Source organism: Sphingobacterium paludis (genome assembly GCF_004364125.1).
GTDB classification, from domain to species: Bacteria; Bacteroidota; Bacteroidia; order Sphingobacteriales; family Sphingobacteriaceae; genus Sphingobacterium; species Sphingobacterium paludis.
In genome coordinates this window covers 192,661-214,264 of the sequence record NZ_SNZV01000009.1, presented here as the reverse complement: position 1 = coordinate 214,264, position 21,604 = coordinate 192,661, and the positions used below count along the sequence as shown (strand labels likewise).

The 21,604-nt window shown below is 45.5% G+C and carries 15 protein-coding genes; 4 read left to right on the top strand and 11 right to left on the bottom strand.

Features of this window, described 5'->3' with window-relative positions:
* Positions 1–17 precede the first annotated feature (17 nt).
* From B0I21_RS17155 to B0I21_RS17130, 6 genes are all read right to left on the bottom strand, one after another.
* Positions 18–4,856 carry a DNA repair ATPase gene (locus B0I21_RS17155; protein WP_133641709.1) on the bottom strand — a complete coding sequence of 1,613 codons (4,839 nt, stop codon included), beginning with the start codon at positions 4,854–4,856 and terminating at the stop codon, positions 18–20.
* A 244-nt stretch (positions 4,857–5,100) separates the two neighbouring features.
* A complete protein-coding gene (locus B0I21_RS17150; protein WP_133641708.1) occupies positions 5,101–7,212 on the bottom strand; it encodes an SPFH domain-containing protein in 2,112 nt (703 codons plus the stop codon).
* A 13-nt stretch (positions 7,213–7,225) separates the two neighbouring features.
* Entirely contained in the window at positions 7,226–7,909 is a 684-nt protein-coding gene (locus tag B0I21_RS17145; RefSeq protein WP_133641707.1) for a DUF1449 family protein, read from the bottom strand.
* A 14-nt stretch (positions 7,910–7,923) separates the two neighbouring features.
* Positions 7,924–8,118 carry a DUF4177 domain-containing protein gene (locus B0I21_RS17140; RefSeq protein ID WP_133641706.1) on the bottom strand — a complete coding sequence of 65 codons (195 nt, stop codon included), beginning with the start codon at positions 8,116–8,118 and terminating at the stop codon, positions 7,924–7,926.
* 81 nt (positions 8,119–8,199) lie between these two features.
* Complete coding sequence (locus tag B0I21_RS17135) at positions 8,200–8,877, bottom strand: PspA/IM30 family protein (RefSeq protein ID WP_133641705.1); 678 nt, start codon at positions 8,875–8,877, stop codon at positions 8,200–8,202.
* 4 nt (positions 8,878–8,881) lie between these two features.
* Positions 8,882–9,271, bottom strand: coding sequence for a type III secretion system chaperone family protein (locus tag B0I21_RS17130; protein ID WP_133641704.1), 390 nt, complete (start codon positions 9,269–9,271; stop codon positions 8,882–8,884).
* Between the two features lie 104 nt (positions 9,272–9,375).
* Here B0I21_RS17130 and B0I21_RS17125 point away from each other — a divergent pair, with 104 nt between their 5' ends.
* The gene (locus tag B0I21_RS17125; RefSeq protein ID WP_133641703.1) at positions 9,376–10,035 is read left to right on the top strand and encodes a helix-turn-helix domain-containing protein; all 660 of its coding nucleotides are present in this window, start codon (positions 9,376–9,378) and stop codon (positions 10,033–10,035) included.
* A 17-nt stretch (positions 10,036–10,052) separates the two neighbouring features.
* On the opposite strand, the gene uvrA is transcribed toward B0I21_RS17125, so the two are convergent.
* Positions 10,053–12,902, bottom strand: coding sequence for an excinuclease ABC subunit UvrA (uvrA, locus tag B0I21_RS17120; protein ID WP_133641702.1), 2,850 nt, complete (start codon positions 12,900–12,902; stop codon positions 10,053–10,055).
* Positions 12,903–13,058: 156 nt separating this feature from the next.
* On the opposite strand from uvrA, the gene B0I21_RS17115 reads away from it, so the two are divergent.
* Positions 13,059–14,114, top strand: coding sequence for a DUF2157 domain-containing protein (locus tag B0I21_RS17115; RefSeq protein WP_133641701.1), 1,056 nt, complete (start codon positions 13,059–13,061; stop codon positions 14,112–14,114).
* On the opposite strand, the gene B0I21_RS17110 is transcribed toward B0I21_RS17115, so the two are convergent.
* The 3 genes from B0I21_RS17110 to B0I21_RS17100 all read right to left on the bottom strand — a co-directional run bounded on the left by B0I21_RS17110 (position 14,101) and on the right by B0I21_RS17100 (position 17,335).
* Positions 14,101–14,517, bottom strand: coding sequence for an OsmC family protein (locus tag B0I21_RS17110; protein ID WP_133641700.1), 417 nt, complete (start codon positions 14,515–14,517; stop codon positions 14,101–14,103). The genes B0I21_RS17115 and B0I21_RS17110 overlap by 14 nt on opposite strands.
* 302 nt (positions 14,518–14,819) lie before the next feature.
* Positions 14,820–16,109, bottom strand: coding sequence for an SGNH/GDSL hydrolase family protein (locus B0I21_RS17105; protein ID WP_133641699.1), 1,290 nt, complete (start codon positions 16,107–16,109; stop codon positions 14,820–14,822).
* A 5-nt stretch (positions 16,110–16,114) separates the two neighbouring features.
* Positions 16,115–17,335 carry an OmpP1/FadL family transporter gene (locus B0I21_RS17100; RefSeq protein WP_133641698.1) on the bottom strand — a complete coding sequence of 407 codons (1,221 nt, stop codon included), beginning with the start codon at positions 17,333–17,335 and terminating at the stop codon, positions 16,115–16,117.
* Between the two features lie 320 nt (positions 17,336–17,655).
* Here B0I21_RS17100 and B0I21_RS17095 point away from each other — a divergent pair, with 320 nt between their 5' ends.
* A complete protein-coding gene (locus B0I21_RS17095) occupies positions 17,656–18,828 on the top strand; it encodes a trans-sulfuration enzyme family protein (protein ID WP_133641697.1) in 1,173 nt (390 codons plus the stop codon).
* A 77-nt stretch (positions 18,829–18,905) separates the two neighbouring features.
* On the opposite strand, the gene tpx is transcribed toward B0I21_RS17095, so the two are convergent.
* Positions 18,906–19,403, bottom strand: a complete 498-nt coding sequence (gene tpx, locus B0I21_RS17090; RefSeq protein WP_133641696.1) for a thiol peroxidase — start codon at positions 19,401–19,403, stop codon at positions 18,906–18,908.
* Positions 19,404–19,714: 311 nt separating this feature from the next.
* Between tpx and B0I21_RS17085 the strand changes: the two genes are divergently transcribed.
* A complete protein-coding gene (locus B0I21_RS17085; protein ID WP_133641695.1) occupies positions 19,715–21,601 on the top strand; it encodes an alpha-L-fucosidase in 1,887 nt (628 codons plus the stop codon).
* The last annotated feature ends 3 nt before the right edge of the window (positions 21,602–21,604 follow it).

Below are 21,604 nucleotides of genomic sequence, written 5' to 3'. Positions count from 1 at the left end.
TATCATGCATGCCGATATTAGCTTTTACCTTGTATAGCCTGGATTATGCCTTCCAGATTTTCATTGAAAGACAGCAGTTGCGCAAAAACCTTATCGTCTTTGCCTAGACCACCGTGCTTGTTGTTTTTTCGGAATATGCCAACAATCTCTTCCCAACGTTCTTGCTCTGCTGGGCTGCTGAGGCCTGCTAGTTCTTTGAGCTTAAGGAGGTTGCTTTCCGTATCGGCTGTCAGCGTCTGCGACTCACTTTCATAGTGCGCTAAGATAACCTGATCAATTTCCTGTTCATTCATCATGGGAATAACTTGCGGCACCAGCTTACTCATGTTCCGGTATGAACCCTGCATCTTGAAAGGGGGCTCTGTGCGATAGCTGTCTTGCATGGCAGCACTTCTAATGTAGTTTTTGTTGACCTTTATTACCACATCCCGAATCTTTAGCACATGGCGGAGAACAGCGATAAAATCATCTACCTCTTGTTTCAAGTAGTTGCCCTCTAGATCGGGGAGCTGCGCTGCGCCAGACTCCACATATGCCGTAAGGGCGTAAAAATCCGGGAAGGATTTACCCGCAATTTTGGCTAAGTAGCTGTTTTCTATGGCTGCATTTTCGACTAAACTGAGGTTGAAAAGATGCTCGGTGTCGCCGATAACGTCGCCCAGATTATATACGTCTGCACGGTTAGCTAACATATCGGGAATTTGAAATTTGGCACCACTTTCTGTATACGGGTTTCCCGCCATGACGACACAGAATCGTTTCCCACGCAGGTCGTAGGTTTTGCTTTCGCCTTCAAAAATACCATCGATCTTGCGCTGTCCGTCCGCCAAGGAGATGAACTTTTGTAGAAACTCCGCACTCAAATGCTGAATGTCATCCAAGTAAAGCATCACATTATCTGCCATCTCAAAGGCAAGGTTAATTTTCTTTAACTCTTCCCGTTCGCCAGAGGTCTTTGCTTCAATCGGGTCTATGGATGTGATGGAATGGCCTATCGTAGGTCCGTTCACTTTAACAAAATGCAGCCCCATCGTTTTGGCGAGGTATTCCATCAATGTTGTTTTACCATATCCTGGGGGCGAGATGAGTAGAAGCATACCCATCCGCGCGGTACGTTTATTGTCGCCTGCGGCGCCCATCTGCTTGGCTAGGTTATTGCCTATCAGTGGGAAATACACCTCGTTAATCAGGCGGTTGCGGACGAAGGATGTTAGAACTTTGGGCTCCAGCTCCTGAATTTTAAGCTCTTTCTCGTATGCCTTGCTCAGTTGTTCCTTTACCTGGCTGAATGCGGCAAAACGCGGGACATCATTCGTTCTAAAGGCCTCCAGTTTCTTTATAAAATCATGGTAACGCAAGATCAGCTGTCCATTTTCCAGCAACGAATGGTTGCCCTTCAGATTTGCTATACTTGCCTCATCCTGACCGAAGACAAGATGGTATGCCGCATCGGGAAATAGTAACGCCGCCGCCGTTTCCGGCACTAACTTGGCTAAGGAGCTGGCGTTTTCCCTTTGATCGACGAAAGAATGCAGCCAGTTCAAGCACAGGTAATAACGCTCTGTAAGATCGAAGATGTCGCTATGGATATCCTGATCAAAATCTTTATGTGCTTTTTTATCCGCAAGGAAGCGTACGAACTCCTGTCGAAGATGGTCGGCGGCCTCACTTAGCGTGAACTTGCCGTAATGCGTGAATGTTTCAAAAAGATAGGTTGCTATGGTCTGCGCATCTATTGCTGACACTTCAGTAGCGCTCGGTGTAGTGATGTAGTGCTTCGCAATTTCGTCAATGGCAGACTGGTAATGTTTGGAGTTGCTAAACGTCTTTAACATGCTATGCGTAGCGCGAATAAGTTGGTTCAGTCGACTCCTGTCCTCATCGGGAAGCGCTTCCCAGAATAGCTGAGCAGAAGCGCGTACCACACCTTCGTAACGAAGAAGCTCAAGCTTTTTATCCATCTTTTGCAGTGCACCATATAGCAGCAGGGCGTCCACATTGTGTACTCCTTTGACATAGCTTTCTGAATATTGCTGTTCTGTGATCTGTGTGATGAACTTTTCCGCATCGAATCCAGGATTGTTTTGGGATGCAAGGAACGCCTGGTAGGCTAAGTATTCGCCGCGATACACCGCCTTGTTCTCCGATATCACCTCTTGCTCCCACAGGTCAGCATAACTTAACAATTCATCGTGGTTTACCTTTTGGTAAAAGCTTGTTCCTGTCAAGTGATAATATAACGCTTGGTTCCGGCGTACCAATGTCAAGCTTAACGCCTGTTTGTTGACAGCAAATTTATGGATGCCCAGCGCGATAATATGATCACCATCAACGTAGAGCTCTGACTTATCGCGCAGCGTACGGAGTGCATCTTCCTGAGACTTTTTCAGCAAGTTTTCCAGATTCTCCGCTTTGGAGACATCATTCAGCCCCCGAAGCTCCTCCGTCAGCTGTCGCACCTTATCAATCATCAAGTCGGCTGCGTAAAAGCTGGATATTTCCTCCCGGCTCTTAAACGTCAGCGATTTGTTTTCGATGTTTTTTAATACGCGTAGGCCGATCTGTTCCAAGGAAAGACTCCTTTTATTGAGCTGTTCTACGATTTGCTCGCGCTTGCTGTTAAATGCTTTGATAATTTCGTCGCGCTTGTCGGCTATTTTTAGGGCAAAATCATCAAATTCGGAGAACCTGCTTTCCAGCTCTTCCAGCTGCACCAAGACCTTGGTGTAGTATTCATCGACTTTATCTGCCGAGGAGGAGAGCTCGAGGTAGTTGGTCACAGACTGTTCAAGTAGGGTCAGTTGTGCAGAAAATTCGGCAGTGGCTTCACTGCTTCGCAACGATTGCAATTTACGCGTTAACTGGGCGCGAACTTCGTTGAGGGAGGAGAAGATCACCGAGATCTTCTCGACTATTTTTGTGGTCTGGGTTGCATCCTCAATCTTCAGGCTGTTCAAGATGTCGATAAGCAATTCCAACTCGCTGGAGATCGCTGTATTCGTTTCTTCTATGGCGCGTGCGTCAAATGCTTTTTCGATAGCGTCTACTGCCGCGCGTTGTTGTGCAACTCGCTTTTCATAGCTTTGCAAGGCATTGTCTTGTAAGAGAAAGCCGATGGTGCGTTCCGACAGGTCTGCCGTAAGCAGATCCAGTTGTGCTAATATCTGGTCCGTTCGCGATAGGTCAACATATCTGACCGTTTTGAGTTCGATCACCTCGCCTATAAACCGCCGCGCCGCTGCGAGCTGGCTAACCAACTGATCCAATTCGCTGAAACTGCTGCTGTTTTGGAAAAACTGAAGTTCTTCCAGCTTTTTGTTTACGGCTAAAATGGCATCGTCAGCATGTTTTCGCTGTGCCTGCACCTTGACAAATTCGTCAATGGCGGTATTGGCGATGCCTTGTATTTGTTTCAGTGGATCGCCTAGTTTTTTCAAGGCTTCATCCTGGATCCAGAAATACGAGTCAAGCAGGCTGGTGGATTTCTTTAAGATGTCTTCATAAAGCCCCTCGTAGCTGTCTTCCTTATAGACCAATTGTATCACTTCCTGGGCTTCTGCCATGGCCTGTACAATCTGCTTGTTGCCCACTTTATAAAGTGGGTCATTCTTCTTTTCTTCGTTTTCCTGCAACAGCGCCATATAGGGTGTTTCCCAAATTTGGACTTGATGATGCCGGGTAGCTTCCGCTTCCGTCCGGAAATATGTCAAACTGCCGTCTTGAAAAATGGTAAAGCCATTACAAATTATGGGAGTTTCGACAGCTTGCTGGATAATATTGTAAGACATCAACACATAGGTGTTGGTCTCGGATTGTGTGAATACGTACAGAAAATCTTCCCCATTTGGAGACGCTATCTTACGTAGAAAGGTTACATCGTCAAGAACGCCGTCGAAGAGCTTATGTGTGCCGTTTTGCAGGTAATAGCCGTTTGAGAAGATAATTCCTTGATTATCGGGTAGTAATATTGCCGAATCGTTTAGCGATTTTAGATTGATGACTTCTTTCGTGCGTTGGTTAAACACGTAGGCGCGCATCTCTTCTTGGTAAGGTTTGATCCGGATGGCGATGAGGTTTCCAAGGTCTGCATAATAGTAATCCGCATCATCCAGTTGCTGATCCAGATTGGTTACTTTTTCTGCATAAATGCCTTTTCCACTGTCCGTATTATCCTCGATTTTAAAGGTAATATCGCCATGCAGCGCCTCAATAAAGACCTTATCCCGGATAGAGATGTGTGGAAATTTTCCTAATCGACGATCTTCCAGTGTGGTTTTGGTCCATTCGAATTCAAACTGCTCAGGCAGTCGTACGTCGTGTATACTGCGGTCATCCTGATAGTGCAGCTGCCCATCTTTGATCAGCCATTTAAACGCTTTCAGGTCCGTGGTCTTTTTGCTGGTTTGGAAAATCATGTACAAATAATTTTCCGTGCGGCGAAAGCGCGCGAAAATAGAGTCGCGGTAGTATTTATATAAATTTTGGTAGTCGGCAATAAACGCCGGGTCGTTAATGAGATCGAGCGGTTGCGGAACAAATTGGTTATTTTCAAATAGGTAGATGCTGAATACATCTTCCAATCTGATTTCCGAGCGCAGTCCGAAATGCACGTTGTATCCAAAGATGCAAACCGTATCTAAAGCGATAATGCCACGGGCTACACAATTGTTTTCGGTAGTGATGCGCTGGTTTGCCTTCAAGACAAAGGCCGTGGCATTGAAGACTTCTTTTCTAGCCGTATTTAAGGCATTAAGCCTTTTTATTAACTCGTCTCGCTGTGTTAGCAGCCGCTTGCGTATAATTTCATATGCGCCTTGGTCGAGGGTATCTTGTTTAATTTCTTTTGTTTCTTCCATAAAAAATCTTTCAGGATCTTCTTTATCGATAAGCGTACAGTAAAAAGTGGATGAGTTTGGTCCAGGACGGTCAGTGCTTGACGAGAAAAAGGCGTCATTGCGAGGAAGTATGACGCAGCAATCTACATTTTTTCAAATGTAAGATTGGTTTCCTTCGGAGCTGCCTCCGGCGGTCGTCGTCGTTCCTCCTCTTCGCAATGACGTGCATGCTCGTGTCAACGCAGTCCCATCCGAAAATCTCGTATTAACTCAGTTTTTGGTTCGTTACGCCCAAGTTCTTCGCTAGCCCAAACAACGAGCTAATAAATCCACTGTCTGCAGTATCTGCCGAGGCAGCTTGCTGTAATTTTAGTAAGGCAGCGGATACTGTTAAGTTTTTGATATCGTTTGAAGAGATGCCGTATTTATCAGCCAGTCCTCTGATTTTCTCTGCAATATCGCCACTACCGTTTTCTCCTAGCAAGGAGTTTTTAATATCCGTTGCATGGCTTGATTTGTTGATGAGCTGGTCAAAGCCTTTGGCATTGGATACCTGGCGGACGATGTTTTCGAAGAACATAGTTTCTCCACCGACAATATCGATCTTCGCCGATTTCAAAGCCTCGGATAATACTCCGGCTTGTGCTGAAGCAATATCCTTTTGTATGTTGATATGCGCCAGTTCGATGTCCCGTTCTTTTTGCAGTTGCAGTTTAAACTCTTCGTGCTCTTTGCCCACACCGTCAAGCTGCTTCATAGCTGCGGCTTTTTCCTCAATACCTTTCGCTTCTGCTAATGCCTTTTCACGAACCACTTCTGCCTGTGCTAAGCCTTCCGTACGGAATGCAGCTGCTTTCTTCTCGATGATGCTTGCTTCTGCTGTTCCTTGTTTCTCTTCGGCTTCCGCTTTTGCGATCATAACCTCCGCTTCTGATAGGCCGATAGCAGCTTCTTCTTTCGCTTGTGCTTCCGCTATGATTTTGCGCGCTTCGGCCTCTTTGGCTGATGCTTCCTTTTTTGCCTCTGCTTCAATCAGCAGCTCTTGTGCTTTCTTCTCGGCAATCTGGCGAGAAGCTTCCGCGTCGATCACTTTTTTCTCGGCTTCCTGCTCGGCGGCAATCTTCGCTGCTTCTGCCGCTTTGACCGTTGCGATTAACCGTTCTTCTGCTTCTTGCGATGCCGCAATAACACCCGCTTGTTTCTTCCGCTCTACTTCACGGAAAATCTCCACATCTTTGACAGACTGTTGTTCTTCGATAACGCCCTTTTCCAATTGAACACGCTCTTTGATCACGTTTTGTATACCTTTCTTTTCGGTCTCTACGGAACGCTCTTTATCGATCTGTGCCAAGGTGACAATACGCTCGCGTTCTGTAGCCTCCAAGGCACGATCTTTCTCTACACGCTCGGTTTCTATGGCGTCGGTGCGCAGTTTGTTTTTCTCTGCAATAATGATCTGGCGGAGCTTATTTTCTTCCTGAATAGCCAGTTGCTCTTCCGTTGCGATACGTACGGTTTCTGATTTCAGACGTTCTTCCTCGCGTACTTTCGTGATTTCAGCGTCTTCGCGCGCCTTGATGTTATCGATTTCGCGGCGTTGCTTTTCCTCCTTCTCTGCCAGTTGTCGGTCTAGCTCCAAAATTGCTTCCCGAGCTTCCACGTTTTGCTTTTTGATGACCTTCTCTTCTTCACGGCGAATGAGGTTGGCATTCATATTTTGCTGTGCAGTCAGTTCCGTGATTTTTTTGATCCCGGCAGAGTCCAAGATGTTATCTGGACTTAGGAATCGTAGTTCTGTTTGTTCCAGGTAGTCAATCGCACAGTCGTCTAAAATGTAACCATTTAGATCGGTACCAATGATATTTAGAATTTCGTCGCGAAACTCGCGGCGCGCCTCGTATAATTCAATGAAATCGAATTTCTTACCCACTGTTTTTAGCGCTTCTGAAAATTTTGATTCGAAAATATTCTTCAATGTTTCGGGCTCACTAGCACGATCGCAACCCAGGTTTTGCGCCACGTTGATGACATCGTCCACAGACTTGTTAACGCGTACAAAAAATGCGACCTTAATATCGGCTCGGATATTATCCTTACAAATAAGACCATCATGCTGCATTCTGGCAATCTCAATTTTTTTTACAGAGATGTCCATGATTTCCATCTTATGAAAAACCGGGACAACGTACATGCCTTTGTTGAATGCGACTTTTGAGCCTCCGATACCTGTCCTCACGATGGATTTTCCTTGTGGGATCTTTTTATAGAACATGCTCAGCACCACGAAGAATGCTAAAATGAGGAATATGATGACGCCAACGGCAATCAATACGATTCCGGTGAGTCCATCTACAAATAATAAAGGGTTGCTTGTCATACTTAAATAGATTTTAAAGGGTGTGTAAGTTTATTTCTTTCTTTACGTAATAATATTTTCTGTCTGCTGTTTCTCCGGTGATGACAACGGAATCACCGTATGCGATTTTATTCCCGTCTTGGCTTTTCACATTGAGGCGTATCACATCGCTGTCGATAATGATTTCTACTGAGCCGATGCGGTCGCCTTCCAAAGAGGTGCGCATTTTCCCGCTGCGGCCCAAGAAATCGTGGGGCTCTTCGCCGGTGTAGCCTACCTTATTGTATAACTTCGCTACCGGAATGGTGACGTAGTGCATCAGCAGGTAGGTGAGTATAAAGATGGGGATCAAGACCAGGACAGATTTCCATCCGAACTGGGCGAGATTTAGCGCCAGAGAAGAGGCAATGGTGATCAGCCAACCGATAAATTTAAACAGGGTTACAATGACCATCAGAGGTGCTTTTCCAATATTGATAAAGTTCATCGCTTTTGAAAATAAGGAGGTTTCGCCATCGCTATGCACCTGGGCATCGTCGGGGCTGTCTACCTCGTGGACGTCTGCACCGTCGAAATCGACGTTTGCATCGGCATCGCCAAAATCAAAGCCATCGCCCAAGAGCATGGTGAAAAGCCAATACAGCAGGGAGATACCGGTTAACACCGTCATGATGGCGTTTGGTAGCGGGTTGAATAGCAGGTGTAAGATAGCGTCCATGTGAAATGATTTTTTTAATCAAGGGATCGTTTAAAGGTATAGTGGAACGTCCATGAAGTACCGTTGACGGCCAGGTCTTGCATGCCGACAAGCTCCCATCCTTCTTGGCCGAGTGCATTTAGTATTTTGTCAAGCTCTTCCGGATCTAATTTCGTTTGCCAAAATCCCTTTGGCTCTACTTTTACGGTCTTGTATTCAAATTTTTTCATATTCGTTTGGTTTGTGTTTTGTTGCTGTATAGCCTTTCCAGGTTGTTTGTATGTGCAGTTGGCGATCCTGGATATTGCTTGTTAGTCAATCCCCATTTGTTTTTTTAGCGCGGCTAATTCATCATGAACAGCTTTGCGTTCGTCGGGCAGTTCGATTTTGCTCTGGGCAATTTCGGCATAGGCCTCTGCAAGGGCTTCATCATTTGCTACTTTGTTCTTTACCCTATGCAACATATCTAACGTGCTGTTGCTATCAATATTTGCCATTTGACGGTTCGCGAGGGAGGCCGCCTCATTCACTTTTTGCTTGGCACGTAGGGTGGTGAGTTCTTTTTCCCATTTGGAAATATTAACTTCTAATATGTCGATATGCTTGTGGATCTCCTCGTGTTTGATTTCATATTCGTTGATCTCTGTGCGCAGTGCCTGCACATCCGCTTGCATTCTTTTTTTGATCAGGAGCGCTTCTGTGGCCAATTTTTCGCCTTGCTCGGGTGTTAGTTCGCCTTCCTGAGCTTTAGTCAAAGCTGATTTTGCTTTGTCGGCTAGCAGTGCTGTCTCCTGTTCTTTTTCCACAATCATATTTTCTGTTCGAATAATGGAGGCCCTCACCTTGGCGGCAGATTCGGTTGTTTCATGGAGCTGTTTTTTCATGTCACGGATTCCCTGTTCGGTTAGGCTGATCGGGTCTTCCATCATGTCTACCAATGCATGGATCTCTGCCTGCCCGATCTTTAAAATTCTTTTAAAAATATTCATCACGTTATGGTTTTGAAAATTGTATAAGCTGTTCGTAGTATTCGCTAAGCAGCAATGACAATGAATTAACGGCTGCATCAAATTCGTTTTGATCAAGATTGTGCACCTGCAATGTGTATCGGAAGATGACTTTCTTCCCGTCTTCCGTCAAAGCGAAGCCCCCATGAACAATGTCCCGGTTCTTAATAAGTAAAGCTTTAAAGATTTCCGTACGGTCCTCAGCTAATGAAAAGAGATAGAGTTCGAAGATGATGACAGGTGGAGCAACTCCGATGATCAGGTTGCGTATACCATCGGCATCGCTTTCAATAATAAACAAACCCTCTTGTTCATTCTTCTTGCTGATGGTGAAACCGGTATTCTCTATATATTTTTCAATCTTATTAAAGTGCATTGGCTAATTAAATTGTATATTTGCTTATATTCTTTGCATAAAGATAGGTAATGCAAAATAATTTTGCAATAGGGTGTACAATTTTTTTTGAAAATTTTTTTTAAATGAGCCAAATTGGGAATAATATTAAGAAGCTGAGAAATGTGAAGGGGCTGAGTCAACAGGCTTTTGCAGACCTATTTGGACTAACACGGGGTAATATATCGTCTTACGAAGAGCGGCGTGCAGAACCGAAAATAGAAATCATGCTGCAAATTGCAAAATATTTTAGCATACCCATTGCTGAGCTGCTGGAGAAGCAGCTTACCGTGAATGAGATTTTAAATTTCGAAGATTACTTTCCTGTTGAGTCGGTAATTGTCGATGCTGGCAGCTTCGCGAAGATTCCTTATTTGGATCGGGAATATTTTCGACAGTATACTGCTGGGGACAATACGTTGGAAAATCGTGCAGCCATACACTTGCCTGTAGATAGTAATAACAAATTTCTAGCGATCGAGAATAGTTCATTCGTTCCGCATCCGGCGGGATTTGCTTTTGACGAGCATATGATATTATTTGTGGAGCAGGTGACGGTTGATATATTGCATACGTTGAACGATCATTTCGGTTATTTCGGTGGGGCAACACCTTTTTTCGGACGGTATGAAATTTCAGGAAAAGAGATTGCGCTTGTTTTAAACGATTGGAAAAAAGAGGTATACAGTGCCGGGAACGCCGCCCATTTTTGGAAGCTGTTTGGGAAGTTTGAGCGGGTGTTGTAGAAGAAACTAGAGAGGGCTTACGCCATCTCTAGTTTTAAAAACCGTGCTGTTTCGTTCTTTTTCTGTTTGATCAGGTCGTTTGGTATTCCGGCAAACATTAGCTGTCCGCCGTTCTTTCCGCCTTCTGGGCCCATGTCAATAACCCAATCCGCCGTTTTTACCACGTCTAAATTATGCTCGATGATCAATACGGTATTGCCTCGGTCTACAAGGCGATTGATTACGCCAAGTAGCACATTGACATCCTCGAAATGTAGACCTGTCGTTGGTTCATCTAAGATGTAAAATGTGTTTCCGGTATCTTTCTTCGAAAGTTCGGTAGCGAGTTTGACACGTTGTGCTTCACCGCCGGAAAGCGTGGTCGACGATTGCCCTAACGTGATGTATCCTAAGCCTACATCCTGCAGCGTCTTTATTTTGCGGTAGATAGATGGGATGTTTTCGAAGAAATCGACGGCTTCATCGATGCTCATATCCAGCACATCGGAGATCGATTTTCCCCGGTAACGAACCTCAAGGGTTTCCCGGTTGTAGCGTTTGCCTTGGCAAGTTTCACAAGGCACCTGCACATCTGGCAAAAAGTTCATCTCGATAATCTTCATACCGGCGCCCTGACACGTTTCACAACGGCCACCTTTGACGTTGAATGAAAAACGACCAGGTTTATAGCCACGAATTTTGGCTTCCGGCAGTTGTACATACAGCGTCCGGATATCGGAAAAGACGCCCGTGTAGGTAGAAGGGTTTGATCGTGGTGTGCGACCAATAGGGCTTTGATCGATCTCAATAACCTTATCTAAGTGTTCCAACCCCTCAATAGATTTATAAGGCATCGGGTTTGTTTTTGCCCGGAAAAAGTGCTTATTTAAGATAGGGTATAGGGTGCCTGTTATTAAGCTGGACTTGCCCGATCCGGAAACTCCGGTGACTAATATCAGCTTACCTAATGGGAAATCAACGCTTACATTGCGCAGGTTATTTCCGGTAGCGCCTTTCAGGGCTAGCGTTTTTCCGTTGCCGGCACGGCGCTCTTTCGGTATAGCGACTTCCCGTTGGCCGTTGAGGTAGCTGGCTGTCAAGGTATCCGCTTGCATAATCTCCTTCGGTGTGCCCTGCGCGACAACACTGCCACCATGCACACCTGCTTCCGGGCCCATATCAATCACATAATCGGCATGGAGAATCATATCTTTATCATGCTCCACGACCAATACCGAGTTGCCAATGTCGCGTAAGTTTTTTAACGAATTTATCAGCCGCTCGTTGTCGCGTTGGTGCAGCCCAATGCTGGGCTCATCCAGGATATAAAGCACATTAACCAGCTGTGAACCTATTTGTGTCGCTAGGCGTATACGTTGTGCTTCACCGCCGGATAATGTTTTTGATGAGCGGTCTAGTGTTAAGTAACTTAGCCCCACATCGAGCAGAAAACCTATTCGGGTCCGAATTTCTTTCAGTATTTCTGCAGCAATGGTGTTCTGCCGATCATTCAATCGTTTTTCAATGCCGGTAAACCATTCCTGCAGGCTATCGATATCCATGCCTGCCAGCTCAGAAATGTTTTTGTTATCAACCTTAAAGTGCAAAGATTCCTCTTTCAGTCGGGCTCCTTTACAAACCGGGCAAGTTACTTTTGTTCGGAAGTCGTCCAAAACCGGCGCGTCATCTCCACCTTTGCCATTGATTTCTTCGAGCATTTTAAAAATACCCGAAAACTGCACCTTATATTCTCTGGAACCATAGCTGCCGTATGACACGGTAAGGCCGATAGGCTCCTCTCCGCCAAAGAGTAGCAAATCGAGTTGTTCATCGCTGAGCTTCTCGATGGCTGTGGTCATGCTAAAATCTAATTTTTTCGCTACGGCTTTCACCACTTGAAAGGTCCATGATTCACGCGCGGCTCCCAATGGCAAAATAGCGCCTTTTTGTATGCTCAGTTTTTTGTCGGGTATGACAATCGCTTTATCGATTTCAAAAATGTAGCCTAGGCCATCACATCGCGAGCAGGCCCCATAAGGGGAGTTGAACGAAAAGGTGTTTGGCTGCGGTTCATCGTAGGAGATGCCGGATTCGGCATCCATCAAGTAACGGCTAAAGAAATGTTCGCGACCTTCCTTATTGGCAATTTTAATAATTCCTTTTGCTGTTTTCATCGCTTGCATCACCGAGGTGTACAAGCGCTTTTTATCGCCCTCCGAAGCATATAGGCGATCGATTACCGTTTCGATGTCATGGATTTTGTACCTATCGACCTGCATCTTAGGCGCGATGTCGAGTATTTCTCCGTCAACACGCACTTTGGTGAAGCCCTGCTTACGGATTTGCTCGAACAGCTCGCGATAATGCCCTTTACGGCCTTTTACCACCGGAGCTAGGATGTATATCGGCTCATCTTTAAACTCGTCCATGATCTTATCCACAATCTGCTCTTCAGACATGCGCTGCATCAATTTGCCCGTAGCGTAGGAGTAGGCTTCACTTGCACGCGCATATAGGAGGCGAAGAAAGTCATATATTTCGGTGATGGTGCCTACCGTAGAGCGTGGGTTTTTGTTTGTGGTCTTTTGTTCGATTGAAATTACCGGACTTAATCCTGATATCTTATCTACATCTGGTCGCTCCATACCGCCAAGAAATTGCCTGCTGTATGCGGAAAAGGTTTCCATATAGCGGCGTTGGCCTTCGGCATAGATGGTGTCAAAAGCCAAGGATGATTTGCCGCTTCCGCTAAGGCCGGTGATGACGACAAGCTCGTTTCTCGGAAAACTAACATCAATATTTTTTAGGTTGTGTACACGGGCGCCGAATACCTCTATTTCTTTCTGTTCACCTAAATCAATGTGGTTGTGCTGCTTGGAGGAACTCATTCTATTTTGTTCTGAATTTTGCAAGTTACAAAGGTACAGAAATTTAAACGGACAAATACCCCCGCGGGTTGTGGAAATGATAAATTGTGAAATTTAAATGATAGGTGAACTCTTTGGCTGATAATTTGTATTATTGGATATCTTAACGGGGAACGCATGGTTAAAAAAATAGACCTTACAAAGCAGGAAAAGGAGTTGGTAGAGCATGTGCTCACCCACTGGAAAGACACTGAGCTGCTTGATGCCGCAAAAGTGGAAGAACTGAAGCTGTCTATTGATGAGAAAGGATTTGAATGGAAAATCCTTGCGCGATATGCGTTTTGGGTGGCTTTGGTCTCCCTTGTTTTTTCGGTGTTGTCACTCTTTGCAGACGATGCGCTGGTCACGTTCGTCAAAGAATTTTACGAGACCCCCAATATTGTATTCTGTTTATTTTTCGCAGGATTGGCTGTATTGTTTTACTTGTTAGGTTTCCGCAACAAAAAGAAATATCCGGAGAAAACCTTTTCGAATGAGACCATGATGCTTGCCGGCTCTTTTTCTACGGCCGCTTGTATAGGTTTTATGGGGCAGGTGCTCGATCGAAGCACAAGCCAGTATACGCTTTTGTTTCTATTATCTATTGTGATTTATGCCGTGTTGTCTGTCAAACTGAACTCCAAATTGATCTGGGTTTTTACACTGGTGGCGTTGGGTATTTGGTTTGCTACAGAAACCGCCTCGCACAGTAACTGGGGGTTTAAGTTTTGGGGAATGAACTATCCCTTGCGCTTCACGCTGTTTGGGCTGCTGTTGACGGCCTTTTCTCTATGGGGGCAACCGAAGGTGAAACCCCTTCAGCCTTTTCAATCTACCAGCTATGTGGTGGGGCTGCTGTACACTATGATCGCGCTGTGGTGCTTATCAATCTTTGGTAACTACAGTAGTTTTGACGCCTGGACGCAGGTTAGGCAATACCACATTTTATACTGGGGGGTGTTGGCTGTCGCGCTATCGTTGGCACTTGCTCTTTACGGGATGAAAACCAAAGATACGGTGTCCAGAGATATCGGTTTTGTGTTTTTTATTCTCAACCTCTATACCCGATTTGTGGAATACCTCTGGGACAATATCAACCGGACCATTTTCTTCCTGTTGCTGGCCGTTTCGTTTTGGTTTGTCGGGCGATGGGCAGAGAAAGTATGGAGCAAAGATCAGGCTACGCGAATCTGATGCTATAGGTAATATCTACGCCGCCTGCTGCCAACATATCATGCACGGAGCAATATTTTTTAACGGCTAATTCGGCTGCTTTTTGGGCTTTCTCTTCGTCGATATCGCCCTGAAGTGTAAAGGTGATGTGGATCTGCGTAAATATGTTGGGGATTTCCTCGCGGCGTGTACCCTCCACTTCAACCTGAATATCTTCTATCGTCTGCCGTTGTTTTTTTAGTATCGTACTGAGGTCGAATACGCTACACGATCCAAGTGCCATCAAAACCAGCTCCATCGGGCGAACGCCTTTGCCCTCTCCACCAATGCTTTCTGAGCCGTCTATGTTCACTTTGATGGAGGATAGCTCGCTTGATGCTTCAAAATGTACAGCATCATTTTTACGATTTAAATGAATTTTCATAGTTCTAAATTTTTCCTGAGCGCCTCGAGCCTCATGCTTCTTTTGAATAGCAGAGGCACCGCGCTTTCAACGTTCGCTCAAACTTAGATAAATTGCAGGTGATATGCAACACTATTGCCTGGTACGAACGTACATTTTGTAGCGTACGGCAGGAGTTTTCCGAAAGTGACCAATAGTTTTTCTTTGCAAAAACTAGCTAAGAAAAGCGTTTGACATGTTAGGTATTAACAAAAGCCTACCGTAAAAAAAGCCCGGCGTTTTATTTGCCGGGCTTTGTAAAGCTTATTTATCCGTTGCGTTACTTATGGGAACTTTACGCCCCGATATTTCGTCGCATCAACCTTTGGTATTCGACTTCCATATTGCCTGTTTATCGCGTCGATAAATAGGTTTGCTATCAATGCATTTCCCATAGGCGTTAAATGTACACCATCCAAAGAAAATGCATTTCCCGTAATAAAAGAAGCGTTGACGCCGACCCCGTTATATATGATTCCAGGGCTCCTTACGCTGTTGAGAAAGGCTTGGGCATCTGCTACTGCCAATTTTTTATTGGCTGCGGTCGCTTTAATGATTTCGTTGAAGGCGTTAACGCGCTCTGTAATTTCCACAATCTCATCCCTATCTAACGCTAATTTATCTTCCAGCGGATTTAACGGGCTCAAGCCGTAGCCCGGAATGCCGTTGCGTGTTTTTCCAAGCGTATCTGTCGGGAAAGTTAGTGTAAACAGATCCTCACTTGTCGCTGCGCGCGGTCCGGCGGCCGTTGCAATGAAAATTCTGGTAAATTGCCCGTTTGTGCTTGCAGAGACCCCCGCTTCCAAACGCGCCGTCGTCACTGTGGTGAAAAATGGGATACTGGTCACTGTTGGAATTGTCGCTACGACACCCTTTTTGTCACCCTCAGTCAGCCTGTCAATAAATCTGGTATACAACGCGCTGAATGTGGCAACGCTGGTTAACGCCGTGGTAGGATTTTGTGGGTCTGCGAATCCGCCATTCATGGCATAGCCTAGCACATCATTATTCCCGAGCCAAAAGCTAAAAAAGGTGTGGTTTCTGTTGCTGACGAAGTCAAAATACGGTTTGTTATTTACATCAGCATCCGGCAGAAGACGTTCGTAATACATATTGAGTGCTCCAAATTGAGGTATAAAAGCTAAATCAAGGCGCATGCCTGGAACACCTAAGTTTTCGATATCATCGGTGTACTTCGTTAACCTGCCGGCAGCACGATAGCCTAAGTTGCTCGTCACGTTCGCTGTTTGCGGCTGTCCATTTACTAGGGCTGTCAATTCCAGATAGCCGGATCCATTACGTTGATCTTCCGAGAAAAAAGGACTGCGAAATTGTCCAGCACCTACTTGCGTTAATTGTTCGGCAATCAGATTTGGAAATGCGACCTGTTGCCCTTCTAGGTAGAGCCCTCCATCGGCAAAGCCCGCTGTTAACGAGTTACCCACAGCGATAAATTTTGTAAAATCGGCTTCTCCAGCACGCGGTTGAAAACCTTCAATCTCAGGTTTACAAGAAGAAAAAGCAAGGGCTAGTAAGCCTATATTGATCCATGTGTAGTTAAATACTCTTTTCATCGTTTTTACCATTTGTAAGTTAACATTATACCGGGTGCATGGATATTGGTTTTATAGGTGCCGGCTAGACCTGTGGCGGCACTTGTTACGGTTCTTTCCAAGAGGTGCTGAAACACATAGGCTCCTGTCAGATCCCAGCGGTCGTTGATGTCATAAGTAAAGCCTACCGAGCCCATTACGCGGTTGTTATCGGGCGTTTCTGGCGATACGTAAGGTCCTCGGACCGGTGAATAGACGTAACCTGCTCCGGCACGAAGTGTTAAGTGATCGGTCGTTTTATAATTTACGCCGACTTTTCCGGAAAACGCATTTTCATATTTTTTTACCTGGCGCGTATCTTCCAATACCGGTGTATTGTCTCGGTAATCAAAGACCAGCTCTTTATAGATGTCGTATCCAATCAGGGTAGCATCAGCCGCGATATCCAATTTCTCTCCGACAGGGAAAGCCAAACCTACGTTAAAAGATGCGGGTAGCGGTAGTTCGGAATTAAACGTCGTGTTTGGAAAGGAGGTGGCCAGTGCAGGCGGAACCGTAAATTCGGCATCGCCATCACGTAGTTTCGTAATCACCTTTGATCGGTAACTTAACGATACAGCAAATTCATTTTCCAAGTGGTAGTGTACCCCCACATTAAAGCCCATTCCCGTTCCTGTGCCGGTGAGTTGGGCTTGCGCCATCTGGCCATCAGCTCCGGTTAGCGGGAGGGAGCGGGAAAGATCTACTTGTCCGATGTTATAGACAAAACCCCCGCCTATACCGAAGTTTTCCGTAATCCTGAAACTTAGCGTAGGTTGAATAAATATAGCGCGAAGCTCTAAGTGGTTAAGCTCATACCGGCCGGGCCATTCGGTGCCCCAATTTACCGATCCACCAAAGGGTGTATACACCCCGATACCGGCTTTCCACCAGGAATTTTTAGGGCCAAATGCTGCAAATGCAGAAAAAGGTGGGGTAATCTTAAATTTCGTGTTGTGTACATCGTTGCTGTTCAGCTCGCGGAAGGCCGACCGATACATGACCCCGCTTGCTCCGATAGAAATGGCGTTATGATCCATTTTTGACAATGCGCCGGGGCTATAAAAGATAGAAGCTTCATCAATAAAAAGTGCAGAACCGGCACCTGACATGCCCACAGCTTTTTGGCTTTGTGTGTTTACTTGCGAACCTTGTGCCCATAACAATGTCGGGCTGGCTAGCATCAATCCGAGTAGTAATCTTTTCATACAAATACTTTTTGGTTAGCGGATTTTTACGAATAAAATAATATGCTAACATAGTATTTTAATATGAGAAAACAAATATTTGGCGAAAATAAATAACAACATGTTGACCTTTCATACGGGTCTATTTGCCATGATACGTTATCTCGACGCTACTGTGTTTTCTATGCCGTTAGATTTCGCTGCTGGAAGTCTGCAAAAACCATTCCCCAAAACGGAAACAGCCGGTTGCGGTGTTGGGGTTTTGATATTAACAGCCACGGTACTAGAAAAAAGAAAAAAACATATCAATTTACTAGACTAAAAAATTAAATTTGCTCATCATGGAAAAGGATCAATCTAGAATTATTCGGGAGCAGGTTCCGCGTTCAGCCACGCGTGAGCATTCCGCTCCGCTATATTTAACATCAAGCTTCATATTTGATAGCGCAGAGCAGGGAAGGGCAATTTTTGCTGAGGAAGAAGAGGGGATGGTTTATTCGCGTTATGCGAATCCAAACACGACAGAGTTTATCAACAAAGTTTGTATTTTGGAGGGTGCAGAGGCGGGGCTTGCTTTTGCTTCAGGCATGGCAGCTGTTTTCGCGTCGTTTGCCGGATTTGTGGAGCATGGCGATCACATCGTATCGTCGCGCGCCATATTCGGATCCACACATCAGCTATTTACGCAGTTGTTTCCGCGCTGGGGAGTGACCCATACCTACGTGGATGCCGTAGATAATGATGCCTGGGAACAGGCCATTCAACCAAACACGAAGATTGTTTTTCTGGAATCGCCCTCCAATCCGGGATTGGAATTGGCCGATCTGGCTTTTCTTGGTCAGCTAAAAGCGAAATATCCACACATTATATTTGCGATCGATAACTGTTTTGCGACGCCTTATTTGCAAAAGCCCTTGGATTACGGATTTGATCTTTCTATCCACTCTGCAACGAAATATATGGACGGGCAGGGTCGCGTTTTGGGCGGTGTCATCGTCGGAAAGCAAGAGCTTATCGACAAGCTTATGTTTTTTATACGTCACACGGGGCCTGCGATGTCGCCTTTTAATGCGTGGGTGTTATCGAAAAGTATTGATACGTTGGGCTTGCGTATGGATCGTCACTGCAGCAATGCACTGGCACTGGCTGAAACCTTGGCAGAGCATGACGAGATTCATGATGTTAAATATCCTTTTCTGCCTTCTCATCCACAGTACCAGCTTGCTACCCAACAAATGAAGGCGGGTGGCGGTATTGTTACTTTCGAAGTGAAGGGCGGCAAAGAAAGAGCATACAAGTTTCTAGACGCTTTAAAAATGATTTTGTACACGTCCAATCTTGGTGATGCACGTTCTATAGCTACCCATCCGGGTTCCACAACGCATTCAAAATTATCCGAAGAGGAGCGCCTAAATTTGGGGATTAAGCCAGGAAGTATTCGTTTGTCTGTCGGAATTGAAGACAAGGCGGATATTATCGGGGATATCTTACAGGCGCTAGACGCCTCGAAATAAACGGTGACTATAGGATAAGGCCTCCAGAAAGCATGTGACTTTCTGGGGGCCTTTTTTACGGTGTGACCGTGGAGCGACTATACAGAGGCTAACGCCTGTTCGTAGTTTGGTTCATCTGCTGTTTCTCCGACCTGTTCCGTGTAGGTTACTGTGCCTTCCTCGTCGATAACGACCACTGATCTGCTTAGTAAACCGGCTAGCGGGCCGTCAACAATTCTAAGCTGATATGCTTCCGAAAAATTATTGTCTTTATATTCAGAAAGCGATACCACATTTTCAATCCCCTCGGCAGCACAGAAGCGACTCTGAGCGAAAGGAAGATCGCGAGATATACATAAAACAATGGTGTTTTCTAACCCTGCGGCTTCCTCGTTAAACTTCCTGACGGATGCGGCACAGGTACCCGTATCCACACTCGGGAAGATATTTAAGATCACCTTCTTGCCTTTAAAATCGCTTAAGCTTTTTTCGGATAAATCTCCCGCTGTCAATTTGAACTCCGGAGCCGGTGATCCAACTGTTGGCAATTCCCCTTGGGTATGTATTGCTGTTCCTTTAAATGTAATTTCTGCCATTTTTCTACAATTTTAATTCTGCCTATTAAGGTACGCATTATAATCAGTTTTAACAGACTATGCTGCTTTAAATCTATAGTATCTCTTTCGGGGCGGGCATGCATGTTACATCTTCGCTATCGAATAGACCGTAAGTACCGGCGCAGGGTGTGGGATAGTTAAGCCGTATTTCGTTTTTCTGTTGTCTTCTACGTTGGCAGAGGTATGCTGTTGCATAGGATATGGTTACACATTATTTACTGTTTTAAACTTGATCGGTTTTTTTGTATCTCGGCAATTATCGTTATTTTCACTGGCTCAAGTTAATTATAATGAAAAGATATAAATCCTTTTTGCTGTCTCTGATTTTTCCAGCTATGATTCACGCTCAAGAGGCGCCTAAGCCTTACGGGGCGTTGCCCTCCGAGCGACAATTGCGCTGGCATGAGATGGAAACATATTGTCTGATACATTTCACACCGACAACATTTCAGAATAAAGAATGGGGCTTTGGCGATGCTGACCCTAGCATCTTCAACCCGAAGCAATTCGACGCTCTACAGATTGCGACTGCGGCGGCATCAGGCGGTTTTAAGGGTTTGATATCCGTTGCCAAGCATCACGATGGCTTTTGCCTCTGGCCAACGGCGACTACCGACTACAGTATTGCAAGCTCTCCCTACAACGATGGTAAAGGGGATATGGTTAAGGAATTTATGGAAGCTACCCATAAGCAAGGGATGCAATTCGGTGTTTACTTATCGGCCTGGGACAGAAATGATGTGCGTTATGGTACTCCAGCGTATGCTGATGCCTACCGGCAGCAATTGACCGAGCTGATGACACAGTACGGCGAATTGTTTACTTCATGGCACGATGGGGCTAACGGTGGCGATGGCTATTATGGCGGGCGAAATGAAAAAAGGACGATTGATCGAGCGACGTATTATGCCTGGCACGAGAAAACCTGGCCCATTGTCCGAGCTAAGCAGCCTATGGCTATGATCTTTTCGGATGTAGGGCCTGATATGCGTTGGGTCGGAAATGAACATGGATTTGCTGATGAGACGAGTTGGGCAACGTTTACACCCCGAGGTCTGGACGGTAAACCACCTGTGCCAGGGCAGGCCGACTACAGCGAATCACCGTCTGGAACGCGTAACGGTACGCATTGGATCCCGGCAGAATGCGATGTGCCGCATCGCGCCGGATGGTTTTACCATGCAGACCAAGATGCTAACGTAAAAACTCCTGACGAACTCTTTGAGATCTATCTCAAGTCTGTAGGGCGTGGTGCCAATATGAACTTGGGGCTAGCACCGATGCCTGATGGCTATCTGCATAAAAATGATGTGAAGTCATTAGCTGCATTTGGCGAAAAAATAAATAAGACCTTCGCTGAAAATTTAGCAAAAGACGCGACTATAGTGGCATCAAACGTACGGGCAAATGCAGAAAAATTTGCAACGAAATGGATGCTGGACGGCGACCGTTATAGTTACTATGCATCCGATGATAATGTCTTGACTCCGGAACTTACGGTGACCCTAAGTGGAGAAAAAGAATTCGACATTATTCAACTGCGCGAAAATATAAAACTTGGACAACGTATAGATAGTGTGGTCATCCAGGTTGAGAACCAAGGGACATGGCAACACCTGACGTCTGCGACCAGCATCGGAGCCAATCGCTTGATCAAGTTGGCCGCTCCAATTCAGGTATCCAAGCTTAAGTTGAAGGTCTATGCTCCCGTAGCGCCTACGCTAAGCGAATTTGGTCTGTATAAAGAATTTACCGAAGCTTTTTCATACGACGAAGCAACGGCGGTGAAGACCAAACTTACTGCGGACGAATTTCAGGTAAAAAGCAAGCATCGCCTAGCAAAAGCTTTTGACGAACAGGCCGGAACGTTTGAAAATATTGCCGCGTTTCGGGATGGCGTTATATTGGAATTAAGCCAGCCCATCTCCGCACTTTCCTATTTACCCCGGCAAGATGGGATGAAGGAAGGTATTGTATTGAAATATGAAATAGAAGGCAGTCGTGATGGCAAGAAATGGCAGCCGGTGAAAACGGGAGAGTTTTCTAATATTCAGGCAAACCCTATTGCGCAGACTATTCATTTCGAAGGCTCTTTTGCTTTTAAATTCTTGCGGTTTATTCCAAAAGAGACTGTTGGGAAATCGTTTTCGGTAGCCTCGTTCACTTTATTTAAATAACGC